This window comes from Kitasatospora mediocidica KCTC 9733 (assembly GCF_000744225.1).
GTDB lineage: Bacteria > Actinomycetota > Actinomycetes > Streptomycetales > Streptomycetaceae > Kitasatospora > Kitasatospora mediocidica.
Genome location: NZ_JQLN01000007.1, coordinates 738449 through 758360, shown reverse-complemented (window position 1 = coordinate 758360; position 19912 = coordinate 738449). Strand labels below are relative to the sequence as shown.

General features: G+C 70.4%; 18 protein-coding genes and 4 pseudogenes. 12 read left to right on the top strand and 10 right to left on the bottom strand.

Going from position 1 to position 19912, the window contains the following annotated elements; all coding sequences use genetic code 11:
- Positions 1–105 precede the first annotated feature (105 nt).
- A pseudogene (locus tag BS80_RS33630) lies at positions 106–394 on the top strand (IS630 family transposase); the annotation flags it as partial.
- Between the two features lie 11 nt (positions 395–405).
- On the opposite strand, the gene BS80_RS33625 reads toward BS80_RS33630, so the two are convergent.
- Together BS80_RS33625 and BS80_RS33620 are read right to left on the bottom strand one after the other, a co-directional pair.
- Positions 406–957 (bottom strand): hypothetical protein, encoded by a 552-nt coding sequence (locus BS80_RS33625; protein WP_035805192.1) that lies wholly within the window; start codon positions 955–957, stop codon positions 406–408.
- 100 nt (positions 958–1057) lie between these two features.
- Positions 1058–1276 (bottom strand): annotated as a pseudogene (locus tag BS80_RS33620) (MBL fold metallo-hydrolase); the annotation flags it as partial.
- 13 nt (positions 1277–1289) lie between these two features.
- Between BS80_RS33620 and BS80_RS33615 the strand changes: the two are divergent.
- Positions 1290–1478: pseudogene (locus BS80_RS33615) on the top strand (hypothetical protein); the annotation flags it as partial.
- Between the two features lie 127 nt (positions 1479–1605).
- Here BS80_RS33615 and BS80_RS33610 read toward each other — a convergent pair.
- Positions 1606–2163, bottom strand: a complete 558-nt coding sequence (locus BS80_RS33610; RefSeq protein WP_035805189.1) for a CGNR zinc finger domain-containing protein — start codon at positions 2161–2163, stop codon at positions 1606–1608.
- Between the two features lie 139 nt (positions 2164–2302).
- On the opposite strand from BS80_RS33610, the gene BS80_RS33605 reads away from it, so the two are divergent.
- The 9 genes and pseudogenes from BS80_RS33605 to BS80_RS33570 all read left to right on the top strand — a co-directional run bounded on the left by BS80_RS33605 (position 2303) and on the right by BS80_RS33570 (position 8761).
- Positions 2303–2773, top strand: a complete 471-nt coding sequence (locus BS80_RS33605) for a VOC family protein (RefSeq protein WP_035805187.1) — start codon at positions 2303–2305, stop codon at positions 2771–2773.
- A 24-nt stretch (positions 2774–2797) separates the two neighbouring features.
- Entirely contained in the window at positions 2798–3832 is a 1035-nt protein-coding gene (locus BS80_RS33600) for a pyridoxamine 5'-phosphate oxidase family protein (protein ID WP_083975646.1), read from the top strand.
- A 631-nt stretch (positions 3833–4463) separates the two neighbouring features.
- Complete coding sequence (locus BS80_RS38345) at positions 4464–4844, top strand: putative T7SS-secreted protein (protein ID WP_332262215.1); 381 nt, start codon at positions 4464–4466, stop codon at positions 4842–4844.
- Positions 4845–5516, top strand: a complete 672-nt coding sequence (locus BS80_RS38340; RefSeq protein WP_051967552.1) for a hypothetical protein — start codon at positions 4845–4847, stop codon at positions 5514–5516.
- A 54-nt stretch (positions 5517–5570) separates the two neighbouring features.
- Entirely contained in the window at positions 5571–5750 is a 180-nt protein-coding gene (locus BS80_RS33590) for a hypothetical protein (RefSeq protein ID WP_035805183.1), read from the top strand.
- 198 nt (positions 5751–5948) lie between these two features.
- A pseudogene (locus BS80_RS33585) lies at positions 5949–6479 on the top strand (aminoglycoside phosphotransferase family protein); the annotation flags it as partial.
- Between the two features lie 211 nt (positions 6480–6690).
- Positions 6691–7023, top strand: coding sequence for a WXG100 family type VII secretion target (locus BS80_RS33580; protein ID WP_035805181.1), 333 nt, complete (start codon positions 6691–6693; stop codon positions 7021–7023).
- Position 7024: 1 nt separating this feature from the next.
- Positions 7025–8335, top strand: coding sequence for an amidase domain-containing protein (locus BS80_RS33575; RefSeq protein WP_035805180.1), 1311 nt, complete (start codon positions 7025–7027; stop codon positions 8333–8335).
- Between the two features lie 21 nt (positions 8336–8356).
- A complete protein-coding gene (locus tag BS80_RS33570) occupies positions 8357–8761 on the top strand; it encodes a hypothetical protein (protein WP_035805175.1) in 405 nt (134 codons plus the stop codon).
- A 27-nt stretch (positions 8762–8788) separates the two neighbouring features.
- Here the strand turns inward: BS80_RS33570 and BS80_RS33565 are convergent, their stop codons facing one another.
- On the bottom strand, positions 8789–9364 hold the full coding sequence (locus BS80_RS33565) for a hypothetical protein (RefSeq protein ID WP_051967551.1): 576 nt from the start codon (positions 9362–9364) through the stop codon (positions 8789–8791).
- Positions 9365–9501: 137 nt separating this feature from the next.
- Here BS80_RS33565 and BS80_RS41340 point away from each other — a divergent pair, with 137 nt between their 5' ends.
- Positions 9502–9672 (top strand): hypothetical protein, encoded by a 171-nt coding sequence (locus tag BS80_RS41340; protein WP_157536746.1) that lies wholly within the window; start codon positions 9502–9504, stop codon positions 9670–9672.
- A gap of 8 nt (positions 9673–9680) precedes the next feature.
- Here BS80_RS41340 and BS80_RS33560 read toward each other — a convergent pair whose 3' ends face one another.
- The 6 genes from BS80_RS33560 to BS80_RS33535 form a co-directional block, all read right to left on the bottom strand.
- The gene (locus BS80_RS33560; RefSeq protein WP_051967550.1) at positions 9681–11783 is read right to left on the bottom strand and encodes a tetratricopeptide repeat protein; all 2103 of its coding nucleotides are present in this window, start codon (positions 11781–11783) and stop codon (positions 9681–9683) included.
- Position 11784: 1 nt separating this feature from the next.
- Positions 11785–12990 (bottom strand): hypothetical protein, encoded by a 1206-nt coding sequence (locus tag BS80_RS33555; protein ID WP_157536745.1) that lies wholly within the window; start codon positions 12988–12990, stop codon positions 11785–11787.
- Positions 12991–13469: 479 nt separating this feature from the next.
- Entirely contained in the window at positions 13470–14192 is a 723-nt protein-coding gene (locus BS80_RS33550) for a WXG100-like domain-containing protein (protein ID WP_035805173.1), read from the bottom strand.
- A 20-nt stretch (positions 14193–14212) separates the two neighbouring features.
- Positions 14213–14959: a hypothetical protein gene (locus BS80_RS33545; RefSeq protein WP_051967548.1), complete on the bottom strand. Its 747-nt coding sequence runs from the start codon at positions 14957–14959 to the stop codon at positions 14213–14215.
- Positions 14960–15006: 47 nt separating this feature from the next.
- Positions 15007–18966 (bottom strand): RHS repeat-associated core domain-containing protein, encoded by a 3960-nt coding sequence (locus tag BS80_RS33540; RefSeq protein WP_051967547.1) that lies wholly within the window; start codon positions 18964–18966, stop codon positions 15007–15009.
- 164 nt (positions 18967–19130) lie between these two features.
- Complete coding sequence (locus BS80_RS33535; RefSeq protein ID WP_035805171.1) at positions 19131–19841, bottom strand: MerR family transcriptional regulator; 711 nt, start codon at positions 19839–19841, stop codon at positions 19131–19133.
- Positions 19842–19912 lie beyond the last annotated feature (71 nt).

Below are 19912 nucleotides of genomic sequence, written 5' to 3'. Positions count from 1 at the left end.
CGTCGGTCGCGGAACGACACCCCAGACGTCACTGAGCGCCTCGACCAGCAGCAACCCCCGCCCGTTGCACGCGCCGGCGTCAGGCGAACCCACCGCAGCAGCAAGAGGATCCTGCGCTGGGCGAAGAACAACAACGTCCACCTTGTGTTTCACCCCGACGAACGCATCCTGGGCGAACCCGATCGAGGCGCACTTCGGACCGCTGAGACAGTTCACCCTGGCCAACCCCAACCATCCGAACCACCCGGTTCAGGCCCGCGCCTTGCACGCCTACCTGCGCTGGCGCAACGCTAACGCCCGCCACCCCGAGGTCCTGGCCGCCCAGCGCAAGGAACGCGCCCGAATCCGCAGCGAGAAGGGCTTGCGCTGGGGCGGACGGCCGCAGCACGTGTGAGCCGCGGACGTTCAGTCCCTTGGGTGAGCGGCATGCCCGCGGGCGTGGATGATGCGATCCGGCGGACGGCGGAACCTCTCCGGGCCCGCGACACCGCCGAGCACCAGCCCGGTCCCGGTGTCCGCGAAAACGTAGTCGTACGTGAGAGCGCCATCCGACCACCACTCGCGCCGCTCCACCGGCCGGACCAGGATCCGCTCGAACCACTCCGCCGCGATCTCGGCCAGGCCCTGTGGGGTGCCCGTCGCTTCGACCACTTCCACTCGTGACTGATCGTCCGGCCGGGGATAGTACGACTGGTTGTGAACTTCGCTGCACCGGATGCTGGTGCCGTCGAAGCACACTCCGACCGTGACCAAGCCGAGGCCCCTGGGCTCCATCTCGACGCTGAGGTCCAGCACGGCCCGCCAACACCGGCAACCGTCCGCAGGCTTCACAAGCTCCGTGTTCTGTGGCCCGCAGGACCAGGTCCTGGCCCTCATGCGCAGAAGCGCCAGGAAGGCACGCTCTGCCTGGCTGAGGTCGTCTTCCTCATCCTCTTCGAACCAGTCGAGCTCGATCACGGATGGCACCCTACCGCCGTGACCACCGATTTCAACTGGCTTACGTAGCCACCACAGAACGAGCCGCCACCACCCCGGCGAACCTTGTTGGTCAGAGCACTAGCGTGTAGCCGCCTCGGCGCGCGGCGGCCAACTCTGCGGCCTGCACCAGGATCGGCGTGCCGCCCAGCAGGGGGTTTCCGCCGCAGTGGTCGAAGTGGAGGTGGCAGTTCGCGACCAGGGAGACGTCCGCGAGGGTGGCTCCCGCAGCCGCGAGGGCCTCTTCGAGCGACCTGCGTTGGGGGCGGTAGTGGCCCTCGGTCTCGGGGTCCACGGCTCCGACGTCGGTTTCGATGCTCGTGATCACCTGGGAAGATCCCTTCTGCGCCGAAGGCAACTCATGCTTCCGCCTCGGTACCGACGCAGTAGGCAACGGCTACATCGCCGTCAACGGCCAGGAGGACCACTGCCTCACCGACTCGGCCGAAGCCCTCCGCGCCCTGATCCTCGCCATCAAGGCGGGCAAGGCGGACCACCTCCTCCAGCAGTCGCAGCCCATTGATCGGACTGCCGGTTGGGGGCGTGATCGCCGGTAGGTGATCGTCCGTCAGCAGGAGCAATGCGCGCTGCTCGCGGCGGACCAGCTTTCGCAGCCGCGCCGATGGTCCGTCAGGCCTGCTTGGCTCGCTCGTAGTGGCGGGAGGCCTTGGCCCGGTTTCCGCAGGTCGCCATCGAGTGCCAGCGGCGGGTGCCGTTCTTCGAGGTGTCGTAGAAGCGCACGACGCAGGCCTCGCTCGCGCAGGAGCGGATCCGGTCCGGCGCTTCGGCCAGCAGGCGCAGGTAGTCCACGGCGGCGCTCCAGGCCGGCAGCCAGGCGGGGCTGTCGGTCTCGATCCGCGCCTGCGGGCCGTCGGCCGCCAGTGTGCGGCGGATTGCGCCGTGCGCGAGCACCTCGTTGAGCGCCGCGCGGGCCTCGGGTGAGGTGTCGTGGTCGTCGATCAGCCGCGCGAGCGCGGCCCGGGTGGCGAGCAGCGCGTCCAGGGTGGCCCGGTCGGCGGGGACCTGGTCGGCGAAGTCGTTCAGAGTCAGCCAGAGCGCGAGCCCGTCGAGTGAGTCCAGCAGGTCGCGCGGGTTGCCGCCGTTGTTCCAGCGGGTGTTGAGCAGGTCCAGCGAGAGCGGCTCGCCCGGGAGCGGGCGGGGGTCGACGGGCTGCGCTTCCGGGGCCATCGGCCCTCCTCTCCTGGACTGGCCTCGATTCTAACCGGCATCCGACTCACGACCGGTTGACGCCCTGGTTATCTAACCCCCATACTCGGTAACAATAGTTAGCCCGGTCGTGGTCCGGGCTCGACGATGGAGGTGCTCCATGACAGAGGTCGCCATTCACCCGTCCGTGCGGACCGGCCACATCGGGCTGAACGTCACCGATCTGGACCGCTCCCGCGCCTTCTACCAGCGCGTTCTCGGCTTCGAGCTGGTCTCCGAGGGCACCGAGGGCGCGCACCGTTTCGCGTTCCTCGGCCGGGACGGGCAGCCCTTGGTCACGCTCTGGCAGCAGAGCGAGGGCGTCTTCGCCACCGGCGCGCCCGGCCTGCACCACCTCTCCTTCCAGGTCGACGGGGTGGCGGAGGTGCGCGAGATCGAGCGGGTGTTGCGGGAGCTCGGCGCCGAGTTCGCGTACGAGGGCGTGGTCCCGCACCGCGAGGGGGCCGACTCCGGCGGCGTCTTCTTCACCGACCCGGACGGGATCCGGCTGGAGGTCTTCACCCCGCGCGGCGTCCACGCGCACGACGCCGCCGCACCCAACGGCTCCGCGCCGACCTGCGGCTTCTTCTAATCGGCCGGCCACCGGGAGCGCGTCATGAGTCCGCACACCACCCCCGTTCCCGCACCCGTATCCGGCGCTGCCCCCGTGGCCGTCCCGGGCGAGCTGGCGGTCCGCCGCCGGGCCGGGTTCGACCGGCCCGGCTACTCGGGCCCGAGCCGCAGTCGGCGGATCCCGCCGGTGGCCGCCCGATTCCTCACCGAGCAGCCGATGCTGGTGGTCGGCGCCGCCGACCGGGGCGGTCGGCTCTGGGCGAGTCTGCTGACCGGACCACCGGGTTTCCTGCGCGCCGAGCCGGGCGCGCCCGGCACCATGAGCGATGGCGAGTCGTCGGACGCGGTGGCGATCGCCGCGCGGCCGGTGGCCGGTGATCCGCTGGCGGCGGCGCTGTCCGGGCCCGTCCGGGTCGGGATGATCGCCCTGCAGCCCGCCCGCCGGCGCCGGATGCGGATGAACGGCCGGGCGCGGCCCACTGCGGGCCCCGGCCTGCGGGTCGAGCTCGACGAGGTCTTCTCCAACTGCCCCAAGTACATCCAGGGCCGGGAGCCCTGGGTCGAGCCGGGCAGCACGCCCGGCGTCCCGCTGCGCGGCTCGGAACTGACGCCGGATCAGCAGGAGCTGATCCGGCGGGCCGGCACCTTCTTCGTCGCCACTGCCGACCGGCACGGCGACGTGGACGCCTCGCACCGCGGCGGCAGCCCGGGCTTCGTGCAGCTGCGCGACGCCCGGCGGCTGCGCTGGCCGGACTACCTGGGCAACGCGATGTTCTGCACGCTCGGCAACCTGGCCGAGAACCCGGCCGCCGGACTGCTCTTCGTCGACTGGGCGAGCGGTGACACGCTCCAGCTCACCGGCACCGCCCGCACCGACTGGGACGAGCGGCACGCCGCCGAAGTGCCGGGCGCCGAACGGCTGGTGGAGTTCACCGTGATGGAGGTGGTGGCGACCCCGCAAGCCAGCCCGCTGCGCTGGACCAGGGCCGAGTACTCGAAGTTCAATCCACCCGCCCCCGGCCCGATATCCGCAGCCGACCCGATCAGCCCGCCCACCTCCGTGCCCGGGTCCCGATAGGCGACGTCCTTGACCGCGACCGCGCCGAGCACGGCGAGCCGCTCGCCGGGGTCGGCCGACCAGCACGCGGCATAGTTGTCGAAAGCTGCTGTGAGTCGCTCATGGCCGGGCTGCTGACACCTCGACGTCCAGAGCGCGATCGGCACCGAGCGCGCGGGACCTGCTGACCAGCTGCCGCCGGTAGCGCGCTGCGGGTAACTCTGATCAGCCATGCCTTGACCCTCAACTGGCGATTCGTGCAGTGCAGAAGGGGTCCGTGAGCCAACTGACGGGCCATCCTGCAGGGCCGAGGTTAGGATGAGCCGGACGGGGAAGTCGGCAGGTAGGGGGAGCCGCCATGGCCGGTGATTATCACGTGGATCTACAAGCGTTGACGGAAGCTGCTTCGGGGGTGAATGCGACGCTTGACCAGACTTGCGTCCAAAAGGTCAGCGCTATACCCCATGACGAGTCGGCCATCGGCCACCGTGCACTCGCGAGCACGCTGTCGGACTTCTTGGGCCGGTGGCAGCGCGGCGTCGACAACCTTGCGAAGGACGGTGAGCAGATCGCGACCCGGCTGACGGCGAATGTCAACGCCGACCGGCCAGCTCAACCAGATCCTCACAGGTAGCAATGACCCGGGGGAGAAGTGACGATGGCGGAACTCGGCCAGACCACTGACCCGAAGGCCCTGGTCCCCGGCGACGCCGCCGTGATCGCGCATACCCAGGCCTCGTTGAAGTCGTACGGCGACCTGCTGCACTTGGCCGGCGAGGGCCTGAAACGCATAGATACCACTGACGGTTGGAGCGGAGACGCCGCCGACGCGTTCCGCAAGGTCTTCCACGGCCAGCCGAGCAAGTGGCTGGACGCCGGTGATGCGTTCCACGACGCAGCGGCTGCACTGGGCGTCTATGCGCCGACGCTCACTTGGGCCCAGGGCCAGGCGACTGAGGCGATCAATCTCTGGGCCTCCGGCGACGCCAACCACCAAGCCGCTCAGGACACGTTAAACAGCGCACTGAGTTAGTTGGACGGTGCCGGAAAGACTGCGGAGGCTGCCGTCGGAAGGGCCCGCGACAAGGCCCCTGCCAAGCCAGGCTTCTGGTCGCAGGTCGGAGACGGCATCGGCGGCTTCTTCTCCGGTGCCGGCCATGTCGCCAAGGAATTCGGCGAGACGGCACTGGGCGACGTGGCCTCCGTCGGAAATGCCATGTTGCACGATCCGGGCTCGGTGGCCGAGATGGCCGGCGGTCTGGCGTTGGCGTCCGTCGGTGCTGGCGGCGAGGTGCTCGGCGTCGCACTGGACGCAACCGGAGTCGGCGCAGTCATCGGGGTCCCTGCCAACGTGGTCTCAGCCGGCGCTATCGCGACCGGCGCCGGCCTCATGAGCATGGGCGCGATGAACATCGGCAAGGACGCGGCGGGTTCGGATCGCGTCAACATGAACTCCGATAGCGGCGGTGGCGGCGGTGGCAATACGACGGCCCGGGATATCCACGGGACTGGCCGGGTCAGCGAGCGCGGAGTCGACGTGGGCCACGTCTGGGACAACGGCGATATGTATATTCAGGGCGACGGACAAATAGTCAAAGTCCTCGACAACGGAAATGGGACCTGCGACGTTGTCATTTGCGATATATCGAATCCGACGGGCAAACCTACTACCGTACTGAAGGACGCGAAAGCAGAGCTATGTTGACGGAAAGGTCGAGAGGGGCGAGTGGGATTGAATAACGGCGTGGTAGGTGGAAGCATGTCCAGCCAGCGGCTTCGCTGCTGCGTCTGCGGGCAGGACACAGAGGATGCGCAGGACTATGTCCTTCTCGAGCTGAGCGCCGAATCGAGCGCAGCCCGTCAGTACCTGGGTGCCCATGCCGGGCACCTGAACTCGGTCCTGGCCAAGGGTTTCAGTGTCGAGGTGCACTTGATGTAGTCCAAGCCGGGCCCTTCTTGAACCAGAAGGGCCCGGCCGGAGCTCCGCAGGCGTTCCCGGCTGCGCGGGATCGCCCCTTTGAGGGGTACTCAGCGAGTGTCGAAACCGGCCCGGAACAGGTTGGCAGCCCGGTCGAGGTCAGCGGCCGCAGTGATCCGAACCTCCAGATCGCCCGTCTGCCCGCTCGAACTCGGGCTGCCCGGCTTCGACTTCTGGCTGTTCGATTCACGGCTGCTGGTGAAGTTCCACTTCGACGCCGCCGCCGACACCCTCGGCGTAGAGCTGACAGAGGAACCCGCCGCGATTGTCCAGGCCTGCCAAGCGCGGGACACTGCTTGGCGCTATGCCGTCCCGCTCGGGGAGTTCACCATGCCCGCACTGTCGACCCGCCAGGTCGCCGAGGCGGCGCTCCGCCTGTGGAATCCGGCGTTCACGCACGGCGACCTGCAGATCGCGCACGTCTTCGTCGACGGCGGCGAGGTCACCGGCATCATCGACTGGTCCGAGGCGGGCCAGGGTGACGCCCTGTACGACCTCGCCACCTTCACGCTCGGACACGAGGAGCACCTCGACGACGTCATCGCCGGCTATGGCACCGACGTCGACCTCGACGTGATCCACGCGTGGTGGTCGTTGCGAAGCCTGCTGGCAGTTCGCTGGCTGATCGAGTACGGCTTCGACCCCTTCGCCCCCGGCTGTGGGGTCGACGTGCTGAGATCCCGAATGTGAGGCTGCGCGGGCCCGACTGCCGAAGTCGATATCCCCGACTTCCCCCTCCTGCTTGACCAGCTCCGGGTCGTCGGCGTTCCCAGGGCCTGGTGCCGGACGTCGTCGGGGCGGCTCGTGCAGGTGTCGGAAGCCGGCGGAACCAGGCGGGTTGATCCCTCGTCCACTACGATGATCGTTTACTTTAGCTGGCCGACTGACTTCAGGGGGAAGCATGTCGATATCCGTCCATCCGCCGACGCTCAGTCAGGCTGCCACGCAGGTCGGTTCGACTGCGGACGGCGTCAACCAGAAGGCGCAGAACGGCATGCAGTCCAGTGCCGCCGCCGCCACCGGCAACCCGGGCTTCGCCACCGGCGGCGCGCTCAACGCCTGCGCGACTGCCTGGCAGACGCACCTCCAGCAGCTCGCCGCCGGCCTGAACGCCACCGCCGACGCGCTCGGCCAGACGGCGGACAACTACGTCCAGACGGAAGCCGCGCTCGCCGGCAACTTCCACCACGACGCGAACCAGCTCCTGCAGGGACAGGGACAGGGGGCGAACTGACATGGCCATCACGCTCGACCAACTCAAGAACGCCCAGCCTGGCCTCTGGTCCACCGCCGCCAACGACTGGGCCGCCATGGCCAAGCACTGCTGGGAGGCCTCCACCGAACTGCGCCACCAGGCCACCCAGAAGATCGCCCCCGTCTGGTCCAGCGATTCCGGCAACCTCGCCCAGGCGAAGATGACGGCCCAGGCGGACGCGCTGGAGGCGGCGTACGACGAGATGCGCGGGGTGGTCGCGGTGCTGGACGGCGCGGCCGAGGCCTTCGAACTCGCCCAGCGCTCGCTCGGCTCGGCGCTGTCCTACGCCGACCAGAACGGCATGGCCGTCGCGGCGGACGGCACGGTCACCAGTACGACGCTGACGATGCCGCACGCCCACAACCTGCTGGACCCCAGCGACCGCCAGCAGATCAACCAGCAGGTCAGCCAGACCTCCTGGCTGGTCCAGCAGGCCCTCGCCGACGCGAACAAGGCGGACACCACGGCGGCCGCGGCCCTGAACCGGCTGGCCGGCCAGGTCAACGTCACAGATCCGAGCACCGCCCTCGACAACGTCCAGAAGGACGCGTCACCGCTCGAAGTGAGCCTGATCGCAGGAGCCGTCCCCCCGGCCGGCACCGATCCCACCCTCGTCGCCGCCTGGTGGAACAGCCTCACCCCGGACCAGCAGCAGCAGCTCCAGCTCGCCGTCCCGGCCTCGCTCGCCCACCTCGACGGCATCCCCACCGGCGTCCAGCAGCAGCTCATCGGCACGGACGGCAAGTTCGACCGCTCGAAGTTCATCCAGTGGGCGATGGACAACTGGGACAACACCGGCCTCGACACCTTCGACAACAACTGCACCAACTTCACCTCCGACGCGCTGCACGCGGCCGGGCTCGCCTACAAGAACGACGGCGACGGCTCGTTCGGCGACAACAACTGGTTCAAGGGCGCCCAACTCGGCAGCTGGGGAGGTCCGGTCACCAACTGGATCGACGCGCACGACAAGAGCCACACCAGGAGCTGGGCGCTCGCGGGGGGCCTGCACGACTTCCTGCTGAACAACGGCAGCACCACCGTGCCGATCTCCCAGGCCCGCCCGGGTGACATCATCTTCCTTCAGCAGGCAGGTCCGGGCCCCAACGCCGCGGTCGGGGACATCCACCACGCGTGCATCATCACGTCGATCACCCCTGACGGCGACATCCACTACACCCAGCACACCAACAGCTACCTCAACGCAAGCCTCAACACGCGCCTGCCGTCGGAGCTCCAGGAGGAGGGCCAGCAGAACGTCGTCGTCGTCCGCGTCCAACCCAACTGGTGAAGTAGAGAAGAAGTAGAGACCATGTCGATTCCCACGTCACGCCACGCCGCGTCGGCCGTCCTCACCTCGGCGGGGCTCAGCCTGGCCGGCCTGGGCATCGGGCTGCTCGCGCATTTCACCTACGAAGCACACCGGCCGGACTACGCACGGAACATCCACTGCACCCCGATCGCGCTCCCGCAAGGCCTCACGACGTACACCTGGCTCGCGACCGCCTGCGTGCTGGCCGGCCTGCTGCCGCTGCTCTGGATCGCCGCGCGCCGCCCGTGGCGCGCCGTACGACCGCGCCGCGGAGCAGTGCCGGCAGCCGTGCTGCTGTGGGTCGTCGCCATGGTCGGCGGCGTCGCGCCCGGCTGGGCGGACGTCAGCTACATGCACCGCATGAACGCGGGTATGTTCGCGGGATCGGACCTGTGCGGCGGCTGATCTCGCCTGTCAGCCGGTCAGCGTGTGTCAGACACGGCCCAGCAGCCTGGGCGCCAGCCAGCGCAGCGCGTTCGCGATCAGCACGCACACGGCCACCGCCAGCAGCAGGCAGCCGAGCGCCGCCACCCAGCTCCAGCGGCCTTCCACCTGCACCGACCGGCCGAACAGCGTCAGCCCCGCGTCGCCGGAGGTCCACCCGCCCGGCAGGGCAACGGCCGCGCCGAGCAGCAGCACGCTCGCCAGGCCGCCCGTCCACCCCAGTGCCACGTGCAGCAGCAGCCACAGCGGCGTCCGCCAGCGTCCGGCAGCGGACGGCAGGGCGGGCGACGGCGCGGCAGGGTCCGGCAGCGGCACCTTCAGCAGTCGACGGGTGCAGGTGATCAGAACCCGCCGCGTGGTGCGGGCCAACCCGACCGCGGCGACCAGTGCCGCCCAGACCAGCAGGGCCAGCACAGCCTGGACCGCGTAGGGAGCCTGTCGCAGAAGCAGCGCCGGCAGCATGGCGAAGGGCAGCAGCGGAAAGCTCACCAGCGCGCCGCAGTAGGCGAACAGTGCACCCGAATACGTGGAGCCGCGCAGCAGCGGCCGGATTCCCCTGATCATGATCGACAGTATGATCGGGCAGCTCAGCGGCGGACTCCCCCGATCGGGGGAGCGTTTCCTCCCGCCTTCCCGCGATGTGCACCCCTGCGCCCGGACCGCAGGATCGTGCTCTGCCACGTCGAGGGAGGGAACGGCTGATGAACAGGCCGAGCAGGGAGGCGCGGACCTCGTTGATCGCGATCGCGGTGTCCGTCCTGGCCGCGGTCCTGGTCCTGCGGTACACCCACAGGAGCCAGGACCGGGACGAGTTCCACCACATCTACCAGTGCTGCAGGACGCTGATGAAGGCCCTGCGCACGGGTGGGTAGGACAACCGCTACGCGCGGCAGCGTTCGCGCTGTTCCTCCAACTCTGCCACGTCGGCGCCCGGGAGGGTGAGGGCGTGGTCGAAGTCGGCGAGGGCCAGGTCGAGTTGTCCGTCGGCCTGGTAGGCGATGCCGCGGTTGAGCAGGACGTCGGGGTCGTCGCCGACCAGGGCCAGGGTGGCGGTGAGGTCCTGGACGGCGGCTTGGTACTGGTCCTGTTCGTAGTGGACGACCGCGCGGTTGAGCAGGGCGGCGGGGTAGCCCGGGTCGAGGGTGAGGGCCGAGGTGAGGGCCTGGTACGCCTCGGTGAGGGCGCCGCGCTGGAGGGCGATGGTGCCGCGCATGCAGAGCAGTCGGGGCTCGTCGGGGCGCAGCGCCAGGCCGGCCGTGACGTCGGCGTCGGCGGCGTCGAACTCCTCGCTGTCGAGCAGCAGTTCGGCACGGGCGAGGCGGGTGTCGGCGTCGTCGGGTTCCATCTCCAGGACGTAGCCGTAGTCCGCCAGCGCGCCCTCGGTGTCGCCGGTCTCCACCCGGGCCGTCCCGCGGTTGTAGTAGAGCTCGGGGAACGGCGGGGCCAGTTCCACCGCGCGGTTGTAGTCGGCGAGCGCGGCCGCGAAGTCGCCCTGCGCGCGGTGGATCCGGGCCCGCTCGGAGAGGTAGTCGGTGTAGTAGGGGTCGAGGTCGATCAGCGTCGAGTAGTCGGCGCGCGCCTCGTCCAGCCGGCCGGTCGCCGTGAGCAGGCGCGCGCGGTTGTAGAGGAGCTGCGAGCGGTGCAACTGCCACTGCTCGTCCGTCAGTTCCGCGTCCAGCCGGGCCATGCAGGACTTGACCAGCTCCAGCGCGCGGGTCAGGTTGCCCCGGTGCATCTCCACCAGCGCCAGGCCGTTGTCGTGGAAGACGCTGAAGGTCAGCCGCTCGGCCGGATCGGGCAGGATGCTCGCGATCGCCACGGCGTTGTTCTGCCAGCGCAGTGCCAGGTCGTGGTCGCGCGGCTGGAGGAAGCGGGTGTGCAGCATCGCGATCGAGTAGCTGGTCATCATGTGGACCTTGGGGTCCGTGAAGCGCTGGATGGCGTCGAGGTAGAGCTCCATCGACTGGCTGTTGCGGTTGACCGGGATGCAGGCGGACGCCGCCTGATGGGTGAACTCCCAGAAGTCGTGCTCGTCGACTTCCGGATCCGTGACGGCCCGACCGCGCAGACCGAGGTCGATCACCGCCGCCGAGAAGCCGACCTCCACGCAGGAGCGCTGGGCCGCCAGCAGGGCGCGCCGGCCGGCGCCCATCGGGTCGCTGCCGTGCTCGCGGTGGTAGGCGAGGGCGCCGACCCGGACGCCCCGGCTGGGGGACGCCTGCTCCAGCTCGTCGGCGCGGCGGTCGTGCAGCTGCGCCCGCAGCGCGGGGTCGGCCTGCTGGTAGGCGCGCAGCTGGGTGGGGTCGCTGCTGGTGCCGTCGCCGAGGACGTACGCCTCGACCAACTCGCCGTCGGTGCGCGGCGGACGGCTCTCGTGCGGGGTGTTCTCGTGCGGACCGCTCCCGCGCGGGGTGCCCTCGGCGTCGGTCCGCTCGGTGTGGCGGGCCAGGACCCGGGTCAGCTCCTCGGGCAGTTCGCCCGGCGCGGCGCAGACCGTCACGCGCAGGTGGGCCGGGTCGGCGCGGCGGACCAGCAGGGCGATGAACTCCTGGGTGGTGGGGTCCGCCTGGTCCACCTCGTCGAAGACCAGGTGGGCCGGCACCTCGCCGCAGGCCCGCACCCGGCGGGCGTGGTCGAGCAGGAAGGAGACGATCCCCTGGCTCATGCAGCGGATCATGCCGGCACCGAAGAACCGGGTCCGTTCGTCGAACGAGGACTCGCTGGCCAGGGTCCGCGGCGCGGGGCCGACCAACTCGGCCAACTCGGGTATCCCGTAGAGGAGTTCCGTCCGGTGGTGCTCGACCAGCGCGGGCCACCGGCGGGCCGCCTCGGGCAGTACCGCCCGCAGCACGGTGTCGACGCCGGTGTAGGGGCCGCGCAGCCGGCGGTGGCAGCGGGCCACCACCGCGAGGTCGTCGTCGGCGCCGGCCGCCGACAGCCGGACAGCCGGGCTCGTGCCCACGATCGTGCGGTGACCGGCCATGTCAGTTCACCCTTTCGTTCAAGGAGGTCGGCGCCGCGCGGCGCTGCTCGCGGCGCTTGCGCCGGGAGAGCACGATCAGCGCTGTGGTCTGGGCGGCGTTCAGGCACAGGGACAGCAGTGAGTCCCAGAAGTGCGAATCGATGCGGCCGGATCCGACGGCATGGGCGGCGAGGCGGAAGTAGCTCACGGTGACCGGGATGCTCGCGAAGACCGTGATCCCGGCCAGGACGCAGAAGCCGAGCAGGACGAAGGGCCCGTAGAAGGTGCCGACCTTGCGGTCCTGTTCGGTCCACTGCCCCTCGTCGACCTGGCGCTCGGGGCGGTGCACCAGGCGCCAGAACCGGTTCCGCAGCAGCGCCTTGCTCGCGTCGTGCAGGTCGTGGCAGCCCAGTGCGGTGGCGAAGACGTAGTAGAGGTCGGTGCGCAGGTACAGCTGGAACTGCCAGACGAACCGCATCACCACGGTGAAGGCCAGTGCCAGGCAGAGCCGGCCGGTCAGCGAGAAGCCGCCGTCGCCGTCGCGGCTGTTCTCGGCGATGAGCCCGAGGGTCCCCAGCACCAGGACGTCGCAGACCATCCCCGCCAGGAAGGGCAGGTAGCGCTTGCGGCGGTCCACGCTCATCAGGCCGTTGGTCTGCGTCTCGGCCACGATGTAGGTGAGCCGGTTGCTCAGTCGCAGTTTGGTCGGCAGGCCCAGCCGCCGCCCGGCCAGGATGTGGAATCCCTCGTGCGCCAGCAGCAGGGGGACCTGGCCGAAGGTGATCACCAGCTGGACCAGCAGCAGCGACTTGACGAAGAAGATCTGGGAGGGTGCGGGGAGCAGGTCGTGGTGCGCCGAGACGGTCACCGACCAGGCCACCAGCACCGCCAGGTAGCAGGCCCAGGCCACCGGGGAGAACGCCGCGCGCCCCAGCCACTGGAACCGGACCGGCGCGGCGGGTGCGACCGGCGCGGCGTCGGCGTCCCGGACGAATCCCAACTCGTGGAGCGTGGCCACGAAGTCCTCGACGTCGACGGGTTCGCTGAAGGTCTCCTCGTACCAGGCTGCGGCCTCGTCCAGGGCCATGCCCTCGGTGAGCCGCTTGAGCAACTCGGCGCCGTCGGGCGGGAAGACGGCGTAGGAGCCGGTGTCCAACCGGCCGACCACGACCTCGTCGCCCTCCGGGACAAAACTCAACTCGTGTACTGCAAGGGTGAATCCGCTCACAGCGCGCTCCCCAGCATCGGTGGGCCGGCTTCGGTTGGTATCCGGCACTGCCCGGGTGCGCCGTCATGCGGCACACCCGGGCAGGGAATCAGCGCGTTGCTATCAGGCGGCGACGCTGTACGGGCACTGGCACATGGCCGAGGTGAGGCGCACGTCGCCGGTGCGGCGAACGGTGATCTTCTTGGTGGCCTTCTTCATCGCGACGGTCGACTTCATGAGGACTCCCAGTTCGTTGGGTGGCAACGCCCGGCCGGCGGCCGAGCGGAGACCCAACTTCCCCTTGTGAACCACGCACGTCAAGACATCGGACATAAGCTCAGATGGAGGCGAAAGATCCAACTTCCCATCTCCGCACATCTGAGCTGGTGCGTTGCGCTTGCGAACTCTCGGTAAATTTCTTCGGTCGAACGGGGTGGTCTGGACCGCGTCGCGGGCATGCCGAAGTTGGCCGGGAATCGACTGGCGGGACCGGTCCGGTGTCAGGCGAAGTCCAGGCCGGCGATGTTGCCGGAGAGGGTCTGCGCATGCCCCTGGACGGTGTCCGCGTGCTGGAGGAACACGGCTGCGTGGGTGCGCAGTTCGTCGGGGTGGATGCGGAAGCCGCTGCCGGGGCCGTTGCCCGCGGCGTCCAGGGTGTCCTCCAGGGCCGCGTAGCTCATGCCGGCCACGGCCTTCTCGATCACGCCCAGCAGAGGGGTCAGGGCGGCCTCCAGGACCTGGGCGATGATGTACTGGACGAGCTGCTGTTCCAGCACCTCGACCAGCTTCTCGGCGCCCTCGATGATCAGCGGGACGGCGGCCTCGGAGAGCCCGAAGGTGAACACGGCGGCGGCCTGGTCGGCGACGAACGCGGCTGCCATCGCCACGAGTTCGCCGATCGTCTCCACCTTCAGGCCGACGATGAAGTCGGCCGCCGCGTCCAGCGCGGTGGCCAGGACGTGGCAGGCGGTCAGCAGGTCGGTCATGTGGCCCTGGGAGAGGTGGGCCCATTTCGAGACGAGCATCTCGTAGGAGTTGGCCTGGTAGGCGTCGCCCATCGCCTTGATGGTGCCGGTGGCCTGCTGGTGGGCGTCGTCGATGTTGGTGGCGAAGTCGCGGACGTGCGAGGCGAACTCGCGCACCTTGTCCTCGTTCACCTGCGGCCAGTTGACCCCGATGGCCATCAGGAAGTCGACCACCGGGCCCGGAAGTTCGATTGCCATGCGCTACCCCCCCAATCTGTTCAGCTGAGCGCGGACTGCGCGAAGTTCAGGAGTCCGTCACGGTCGAATTCACGCCGCCCGCCGCCGGGGACGTCGGTCAGGACGAAGCCGGAGGCCCCCGACCACTCGGCGCGCCACACCTCGCCCCGGTGGTTCTCGAACTCGACGAAGGCGCCCTCGATCCCGTCCAGCAGCGCCAGTTCGCGCAGCAGCACGTCCGCCTTGGCCAACCCGCGGTCCGGGCCGTTGCTTCCGGCCCCGGTGCGCGGGTTGTCGAAGCGCATCTTCAGGAACGGCGAGGGCGCCCGGTCCAGGCTGGTCACCCGCAGGCCCTGCGGGTGCGCGACCTGGGACAGCGCCTCCTCGTCGGTCTCGGTCCCGGAGAACTCGAAGTGCCAGCCGGGGAAGACGGCGTAGGTGAGGGCGTGCAGCGTGGCGTTGTCACGGGCGTGGAAGGTGTGCGCGCGGGGGGCGGCCACCGCGGCGGTGTCGAAGCCGTACCCGGCCGCGGTGAAACCGGACAGCGGGATCAGCGGGCGCGGATCGCCCAGCACCTGGTCGGTGTGCGCGCGGGCGTGGGCCAGCAGCCGGCCGACCAGCTCCGCGTCGTACGGCCCGAGCGTGGTCACCTGGAAGGCGTGCTTGCCGTCCGCCGCCAGCGCCGAGACGAAGTGGAAGCGCGGGTTGGGCGACCAGTGCCAGGCCTCGGGCAGTTCCGGGAAGGCCTCGGCGCCGGGCAGGCCGGACAGGGTTGCGGTCAGGTCCATGGGTGCGGGCTCCAGGTGGTACGGCGGTTCGGGGATTCCACGGCAGGTCAGGTCCGACTGTAGTTCGCGCCGGTGTCCTGCCGGTAACGCTGGGTCATCCGGCCGCCGCCGGCCGAGTTCTGACCCCCGTCCATCACTTCCAGATTAGCGGTGTTGTTGTAGTAGTCGTTGCGCGCCGCACGGTCGGTGTCGTAACCGGTGGTGTTCCAGTGGTTGACCACCGGGTTCACGTGCTCGTACGTCACGTTGTTGTACGGCACGACCTGACCGTTGGCGTCCCGCCAGGTCAGCTGGCTCTCGGGGATCGGGACGCCGTTGGCGTCGACGGGGGCGTGGGTGCCCTGGGCGATGCCCTCGTCCGTCCAGTTCTGGATCATGTGCTGGTGGGTCGGTACCCGGTAGCCGCTCGGGTACTCGGTCCTGCGGTTGTGCGCGTTCGGCACCGCGTTGGGGTTGGCCATGAACTGGCCCTGCGCGTTGCGCAGCATCAGGCCGAGCGGGTCGCAGGCCAGCAGCGGGTTTCCGGCGTACCCGTAGGCGTCCGGCGCGGGGGACAGGCCCAGCGGGTCGACGGTGAGGTAGCGGGCGGCGGCGGGGTCGTAGTAGCGGTGCACGTTGTAGTGCAGGCGGGACTCGGGGTCGTAGTACTGGCCGGGGAAGCGCAGCGGGGTGTCGGTGGCCTGCCGATCCGCGCCGACCGGTACGCCCCAGATGGTGGCGCGCTGCTCCCAGGCCGTCGAACCGTCCGGGGCCAGCAGCTGGGTGGGGGTGCCGACCAGGTCGGTGACGATGGCGAAGAACCGCTCGTCCACCTCCGCCTGGTCGTCGGCTCCGGAGGCCAGCCGCTCGCGCTGGGCGATCGGGTGCAGTCCCTGGTACTCCCAACCCAGCGTGTACGGTCCCGGCAACTGCGGGCTGTGGGCGGTCTGTTCGATCAGCGTCTGGTGGGACCAGCTGAACTCGGTCCACTGCAGGACGGTCGGCTCGCCGTCCACGGTGGCCAGCTGCTGCTTGGCGATCCGGCGCCCGAGCGGGTCGTACCGGTAGTGCCAGTGCGCGCCGTCGGGGGTGACGACGTCGGTCAGCCGGTCCTCGGCGTCCCAGCTGTAACGCCAGGTCCTGCTCTGCCCGGAGAGGGTGCGCTGGCGGCGGCCGGTGACCCGGCCCTCGGCGTCGTAGTGGTAGTCGATCCGGCCCGCCGTACGCAACCGGGCGCCCTGGTAGGCGCGTTCGCCCTGGGACGCGGTGTCCCGCCGACCGGGCCAGGCGGCCTCGGCGAGATGGCCGGCGCTGTCGTAGGCGTAGTTCTCGGTCCAGCCGGCCGCCCGTACGGCGGTCACCCGGCCGGCCCGGTCCAGCTCGAAGCCGGTGTGCTGGTCCGAACCGTCCGCCGCCCGGTCGGTGATGCCGGTCAGGCCGCCGCCGTCACCGTAGCTGTAGGAGCGGTGCAGCAGGGCGGCGCCGCCGGCCGTGGTGGTCCGGCCGGTCAGCCGGCCGACCGGGTCCCAGTCGAACCCCAGGGCCAGCGTGAGGTCCCGGCCGAACCGGCGGCCGGTCTCGCGGCCCAGCACATCGTGGTCGAAGCCGATCAGGTGGCCGTCGGTGGTGAGCGAGCGCGGGTTGCCGACCGCGTCGTAGGTCCAGCTGCTCACGCTGCCGGACGGCGTGCGGCGGCTGGTTCGGCGTCCCAGCTCGTCGTAGCCGGTGGTGACCGTGCGGCCGTCGACGGTTTCGGCCAGCAGGCGGCCCACCGGGTCGTAGCGGCGGGTCAGTTCGCAGTCGGCGGTGCGGGCGGCGGTGAGCCGGCCGGCCGGGTCGTACGTGTAGTCGGTGGTCTGCTCGCCGACGGTCTTGCTCGCCAGCTGCCCGAGCGGGTCGTAGCTGAAGTCGACCTGCTGGCCGGCGCCGTTGCGCCGCTGGACCACCTGGTTGGCCTTGCTGTGGCGGTAGTTGACCGTCCGGCCGTCGAAGTCCTGCTCCGAGGTCAGCCGGCCGCCCTCGTCGTAGGTGTAACGCCAGCTCAGGCCCTGCGGGTTGACGACCTCGGTGAGCTGAAGCAGGCGGTCGTGGCGGAATTGGTAGTGCGCGCCGTCCGGGTCGGTGCGGGCGGTGAGCAGGTGGAAGTGGGTGTACTCCAGGGTGGTGACGGCGCCGTCGGCGTTCGTGTGGGTGAGGGTGTTGCCCTCGCCGTCGTAGGTCCAGTGCTCGGTGCGGCCATCGGTCAGCGTGCGGGAGAGCGGCTCGCCCTCCACCGCCCAGCTGAACCGGGCGGTGTTGCCGAGCGCGTCGGTGGCGGTGGCCGGCCGGCCGAAGGCGTCGCGCTGGAGGGTGGTCCGGGCGCCGAGCGGGTCGACGGTGGCGACCGGCAGCCCGGCGAGGTCGCAGCTGATCCGGGTGACCTGCCCGAGCGCGTCGGTGACCGAGGTCAGCCGGCCCGCCTCGTCGTAGCCGAACCGGGTGGTGACGCCGGCCCGGTCGGTCACCTCGGTGCGGTTGCCGCGCTCGTCGTAGGCCTGCCGCCAGCTCAGCCCCTCGGGCGTCTGGATCTCGACGGGTTGGCGCAGCTCGTTGTAGCCGATCAGCAGGCTGTTGCCGTCCGGACGGTCCACCCGCACCACGTCGCCGCGCTCGTCGCGGGTCAGCCGGGTGCTGTGGCCGAGCTGGTCGGTGTAGCGCAACAGGCGGTTGTAGCGGTCGTGTTGGACCCGGACCTGGTGGCCGAGAGGGTCGGTGATCCGGGCGAGGTGGTGGTGCTCGTCGTAGTGGTACTCGGTGCGGCCGCCGTGGCTGTCGGTGACGGTGTTGACCCGGTTCTCCGGGTCGTAGGCGATGCTGACGGAGAGCGCTCCGGACGGGCCGTGGCCGCGCAGTACCCGGCCCGCCTCGTCGTAGTCGTACGCGTAGCGGTGGCCGGTGCGGTCGGTCCAGGCGGTGATCCGGTCCTGACCGTCGTACTCGTAGACCAGCGGCAGGCCCGAGGAGTTGACGTGGTCGGTGAGCCGGCCGCGGGCGTCGTAGCCGAAGCCGACCACGGTGGTGCCGAGCCCGCCGCCGGTGCCGTCCAGCAGCCGCAGGCCCTCGATCCGCGGACCCGCGGCGGTCCGCAGCAGGTCGACGGCGACCCGTCGGCCGCTGCTGTGCCGCAGCTCGACGGGCAGCTGGTCGTCGTCGCGGACGAAGTCCAGCCGGTGGCCGTTGCGTTCGGTCAGCGCGCTGAGCGGACGGACGCTGCGCCCGGCGCGCCGGGCGGCGGGGGTGTCGTCCGCGGTGCCGGTGGCGGCGAAGTGCTTGGTCCAGCCGGTCTCCGGGTCGTGGATCCGGATGACGTCCTCGGCGTGGTCCCAGGTCAGCGGCCAGCGGGCGCCGTCCTGGGGGAGGACCTCCTGGCCGGGCTGGGCGGGCACCGGGTAGTGCAGCAACTGGCCGTCGTCGCCGGCGAAGTGGATGCCGTCCAGGTCCACCTGGACGCGCTGGGTGAGGGTGCCGGACCAGCCCGGGCCGAACAGGGTGCCGCTGCGGTAGCCGGAGGCGTAGGCGCGGCGCAGCAGGATCGGCAGCAGCCCGGGGATGTCGAGGTCGGTCGCCGAGGTGATCATCTGCCCCGAGACCAGGTCGACCGGGTCGGTGCCGCCGGTCTCGGTGCCCTCGTTGCCGTCCGAGCGCTGCCCGCCGCGCGGGCCGCCGTTGTTGAGGTTGGGCTCGAAGTCGTCCGGGACGGCTCTGGACGGGCCGCCCTCGGAGCCGCCCTTGGGAGCGCCGCCGTCGGCCGGTGGATGCTCGTTCAGCTTCGGGTCCTGGACCGAGCCCTTGCCCGGCTCACCGCGACCGGTCCCGTTGAGGTGGTCGACGACCCCGGCCTCCTTCTCGGCCGTGTGGTCGGCGATGCCGGTGGCCTTGACGTGGGTGTCCTTGAGGATCTTCTGGTAGGAGCCCGCGAAGTCCTCGGCCAAGCCCTTCCCGGCCTTCTGCGCGACGTGTTCCAGAGCGTCGGTGATCTGACGTCCCATCGGTGCACCCCTTGCATCCCCGTGCCGCTCAGCTGCTTTGACGACCTGGCAGGACACGCTAGCAACCAGCCCGCGAACGGCAAGGGGCGGGGCCGTGCCGGCTGGGGGCGTTCGGGCGGCTCGACCGGGCCGGACGGGCGCCGTCGGCCTCGGCCCGGCCGGGGTCAGCCGTTCTCGGCCAGCTGTTCGGCCAGCGAGCGGTGGAAGGCGGTCACCAGGGCCTGGGTGAGCAACGGTTCGATCCGGGTGGTCAGCTCGCGCATCCGCTCGACCTCGGCCTCGGCGGGGGCGCTCTCCCGGAAGGGTTTCCAGACGGTCTCGCGGAAGAGCCGGTTCAACTCCCGGGCGGCCGCGCGGCTGTGCAGGCGGACCACGGCGCGGGCGGTGACGATGGTCTCCAACGGGATCGGCAGGTCCAACACCCGTGCTCCCAGCGGGAGCAGGCCGGGGTCGAGGGTGAACACCGTTTCCTGGTCGGTCCGTTGCAGGGCGCCCATGGCGACCAGTTGCTCCAGGTCGGCGGGTGACAGCTCGCGCCCGGTGCGGCGGGAGAGCTGTTCCACGGTGGCCTGCTCGGCGGTCTCCGGGGCCCAGACCGCGATCAGCGCGCGGTGGATGGCCAGGTCCAGCGAGCTGATGTCGGGCGGGAGTTGGTCGAGATAGCGTTCGATGGCGGCGAGCGTGAGGCCCAGCCGCTGGAGCTCCTCGATCAGTTCGAGCCGGTCCAGGTGCTCGGCGCCGTACAGGCCGACCCGGCGCGGGCCCAGCTCGGGCGGCGGCAGCAGCCCCTTGCCGCTGTAGAAGCGCAGCGTCCGCACGCTGACTCCGGCGCGGGCGGCGAGTTCGTCGACGGTGAGGCGCGGGATCGCGGACACGCTCTCGCCTCCTGGTGGGACAGTCCTGCTGTCACACTAGCAGTGCGACTCTCCCACCAGGGAGGTGATCA

Bases quoted from the DNA above. Each gene is read 5' to 3' on its own strand.
- BS80_RS33610 (WP_035805189.1), bottom strand. From the start codon at position 2,163: ATGGCCCCGGAAGCGCAGCCCGTCGACCCCCGCCCGCTCCCGGGCGAG.
- BS80_RS33605 (WP_035805187.1), top strand. From the start codon at position 2,303: ATGACAGAGGTCGCCATTCACCCGTCCGTGCGGACCGGCCACATCGGG.
- BS80_RS33600 (WP_083975646.1), top strand. From the start codon at position 2,798: ATGAGTCCGCACACCACCCCCGTTCCCGCACCCGTATCCGGCGCTGCC.
- BS80_RS33590 (WP_035805183.1), top strand. From the start codon at position 5,571: ATGTCCAGCCAGCGGCTTCGCTGCTGCGTCTGCGGGCAGGACACAGAG.
- BS80_RS33580 (WP_035805181.1), top strand. From the start codon at position 6,691: ATGTCGATATCCGTCCATCCGCCGACGCTCAGTCAGGCTGCCACGCAG.
- BS80_RS33575 (WP_035805180.1), top strand. From the start codon at position 7,025: ATGGCCATCACGCTCGACCAACTCAAGAACGCCCAGCCTGGCCTCTGG.
- BS80_RS33570 (WP_035805175.1), top strand. From the start codon at position 8,357: ATGTCGATTCCCACGTCACGCCACGCCGCGTCGGCCGTCCTCACCTCG.
- BS80_RS33565 (WP_051967551.1), bottom strand. From the start codon at position 9,364: ATGATCAGGGGAATCCGGCCGCTGCTGCGCGGCTCCACGTATTCGGGT.
- BS80_RS41340 (WP_157536746.1), top strand. From the start codon at position 9,502: ATGAACAGGCCGAGCAGGGAGGCGCGGACCTCGTTGATCGCGATCGCG.
- BS80_RS33560 (WP_051967550.1), bottom strand. From the start codon at position 11,783: ATGGCCGGTCACCGCACGATCGTGGGCACGAGCCCGGCTGTCCGGCTG.
- BS80_RS33550 (WP_035805173.1), bottom strand. From the start codon at position 14,192: ATGGCAATCGAACTTCCGGGCCCGGTGGTCGACTTCCTGATGGCCATC.
- BS80_RS33545 (WP_051967548.1), bottom strand. From the start codon at position 14,959: ATGGACCTGACCGCAACCCTGTCCGGCCTGCCCGGCGCCGAGGCCTTC.
- BS80_RS33540 (WP_051967547.1), bottom strand. From the start codon at position 18,966: ATGGGACGTCAGATCACCGACGCTCTGGAACACGTCGCGCAGAAGGCC.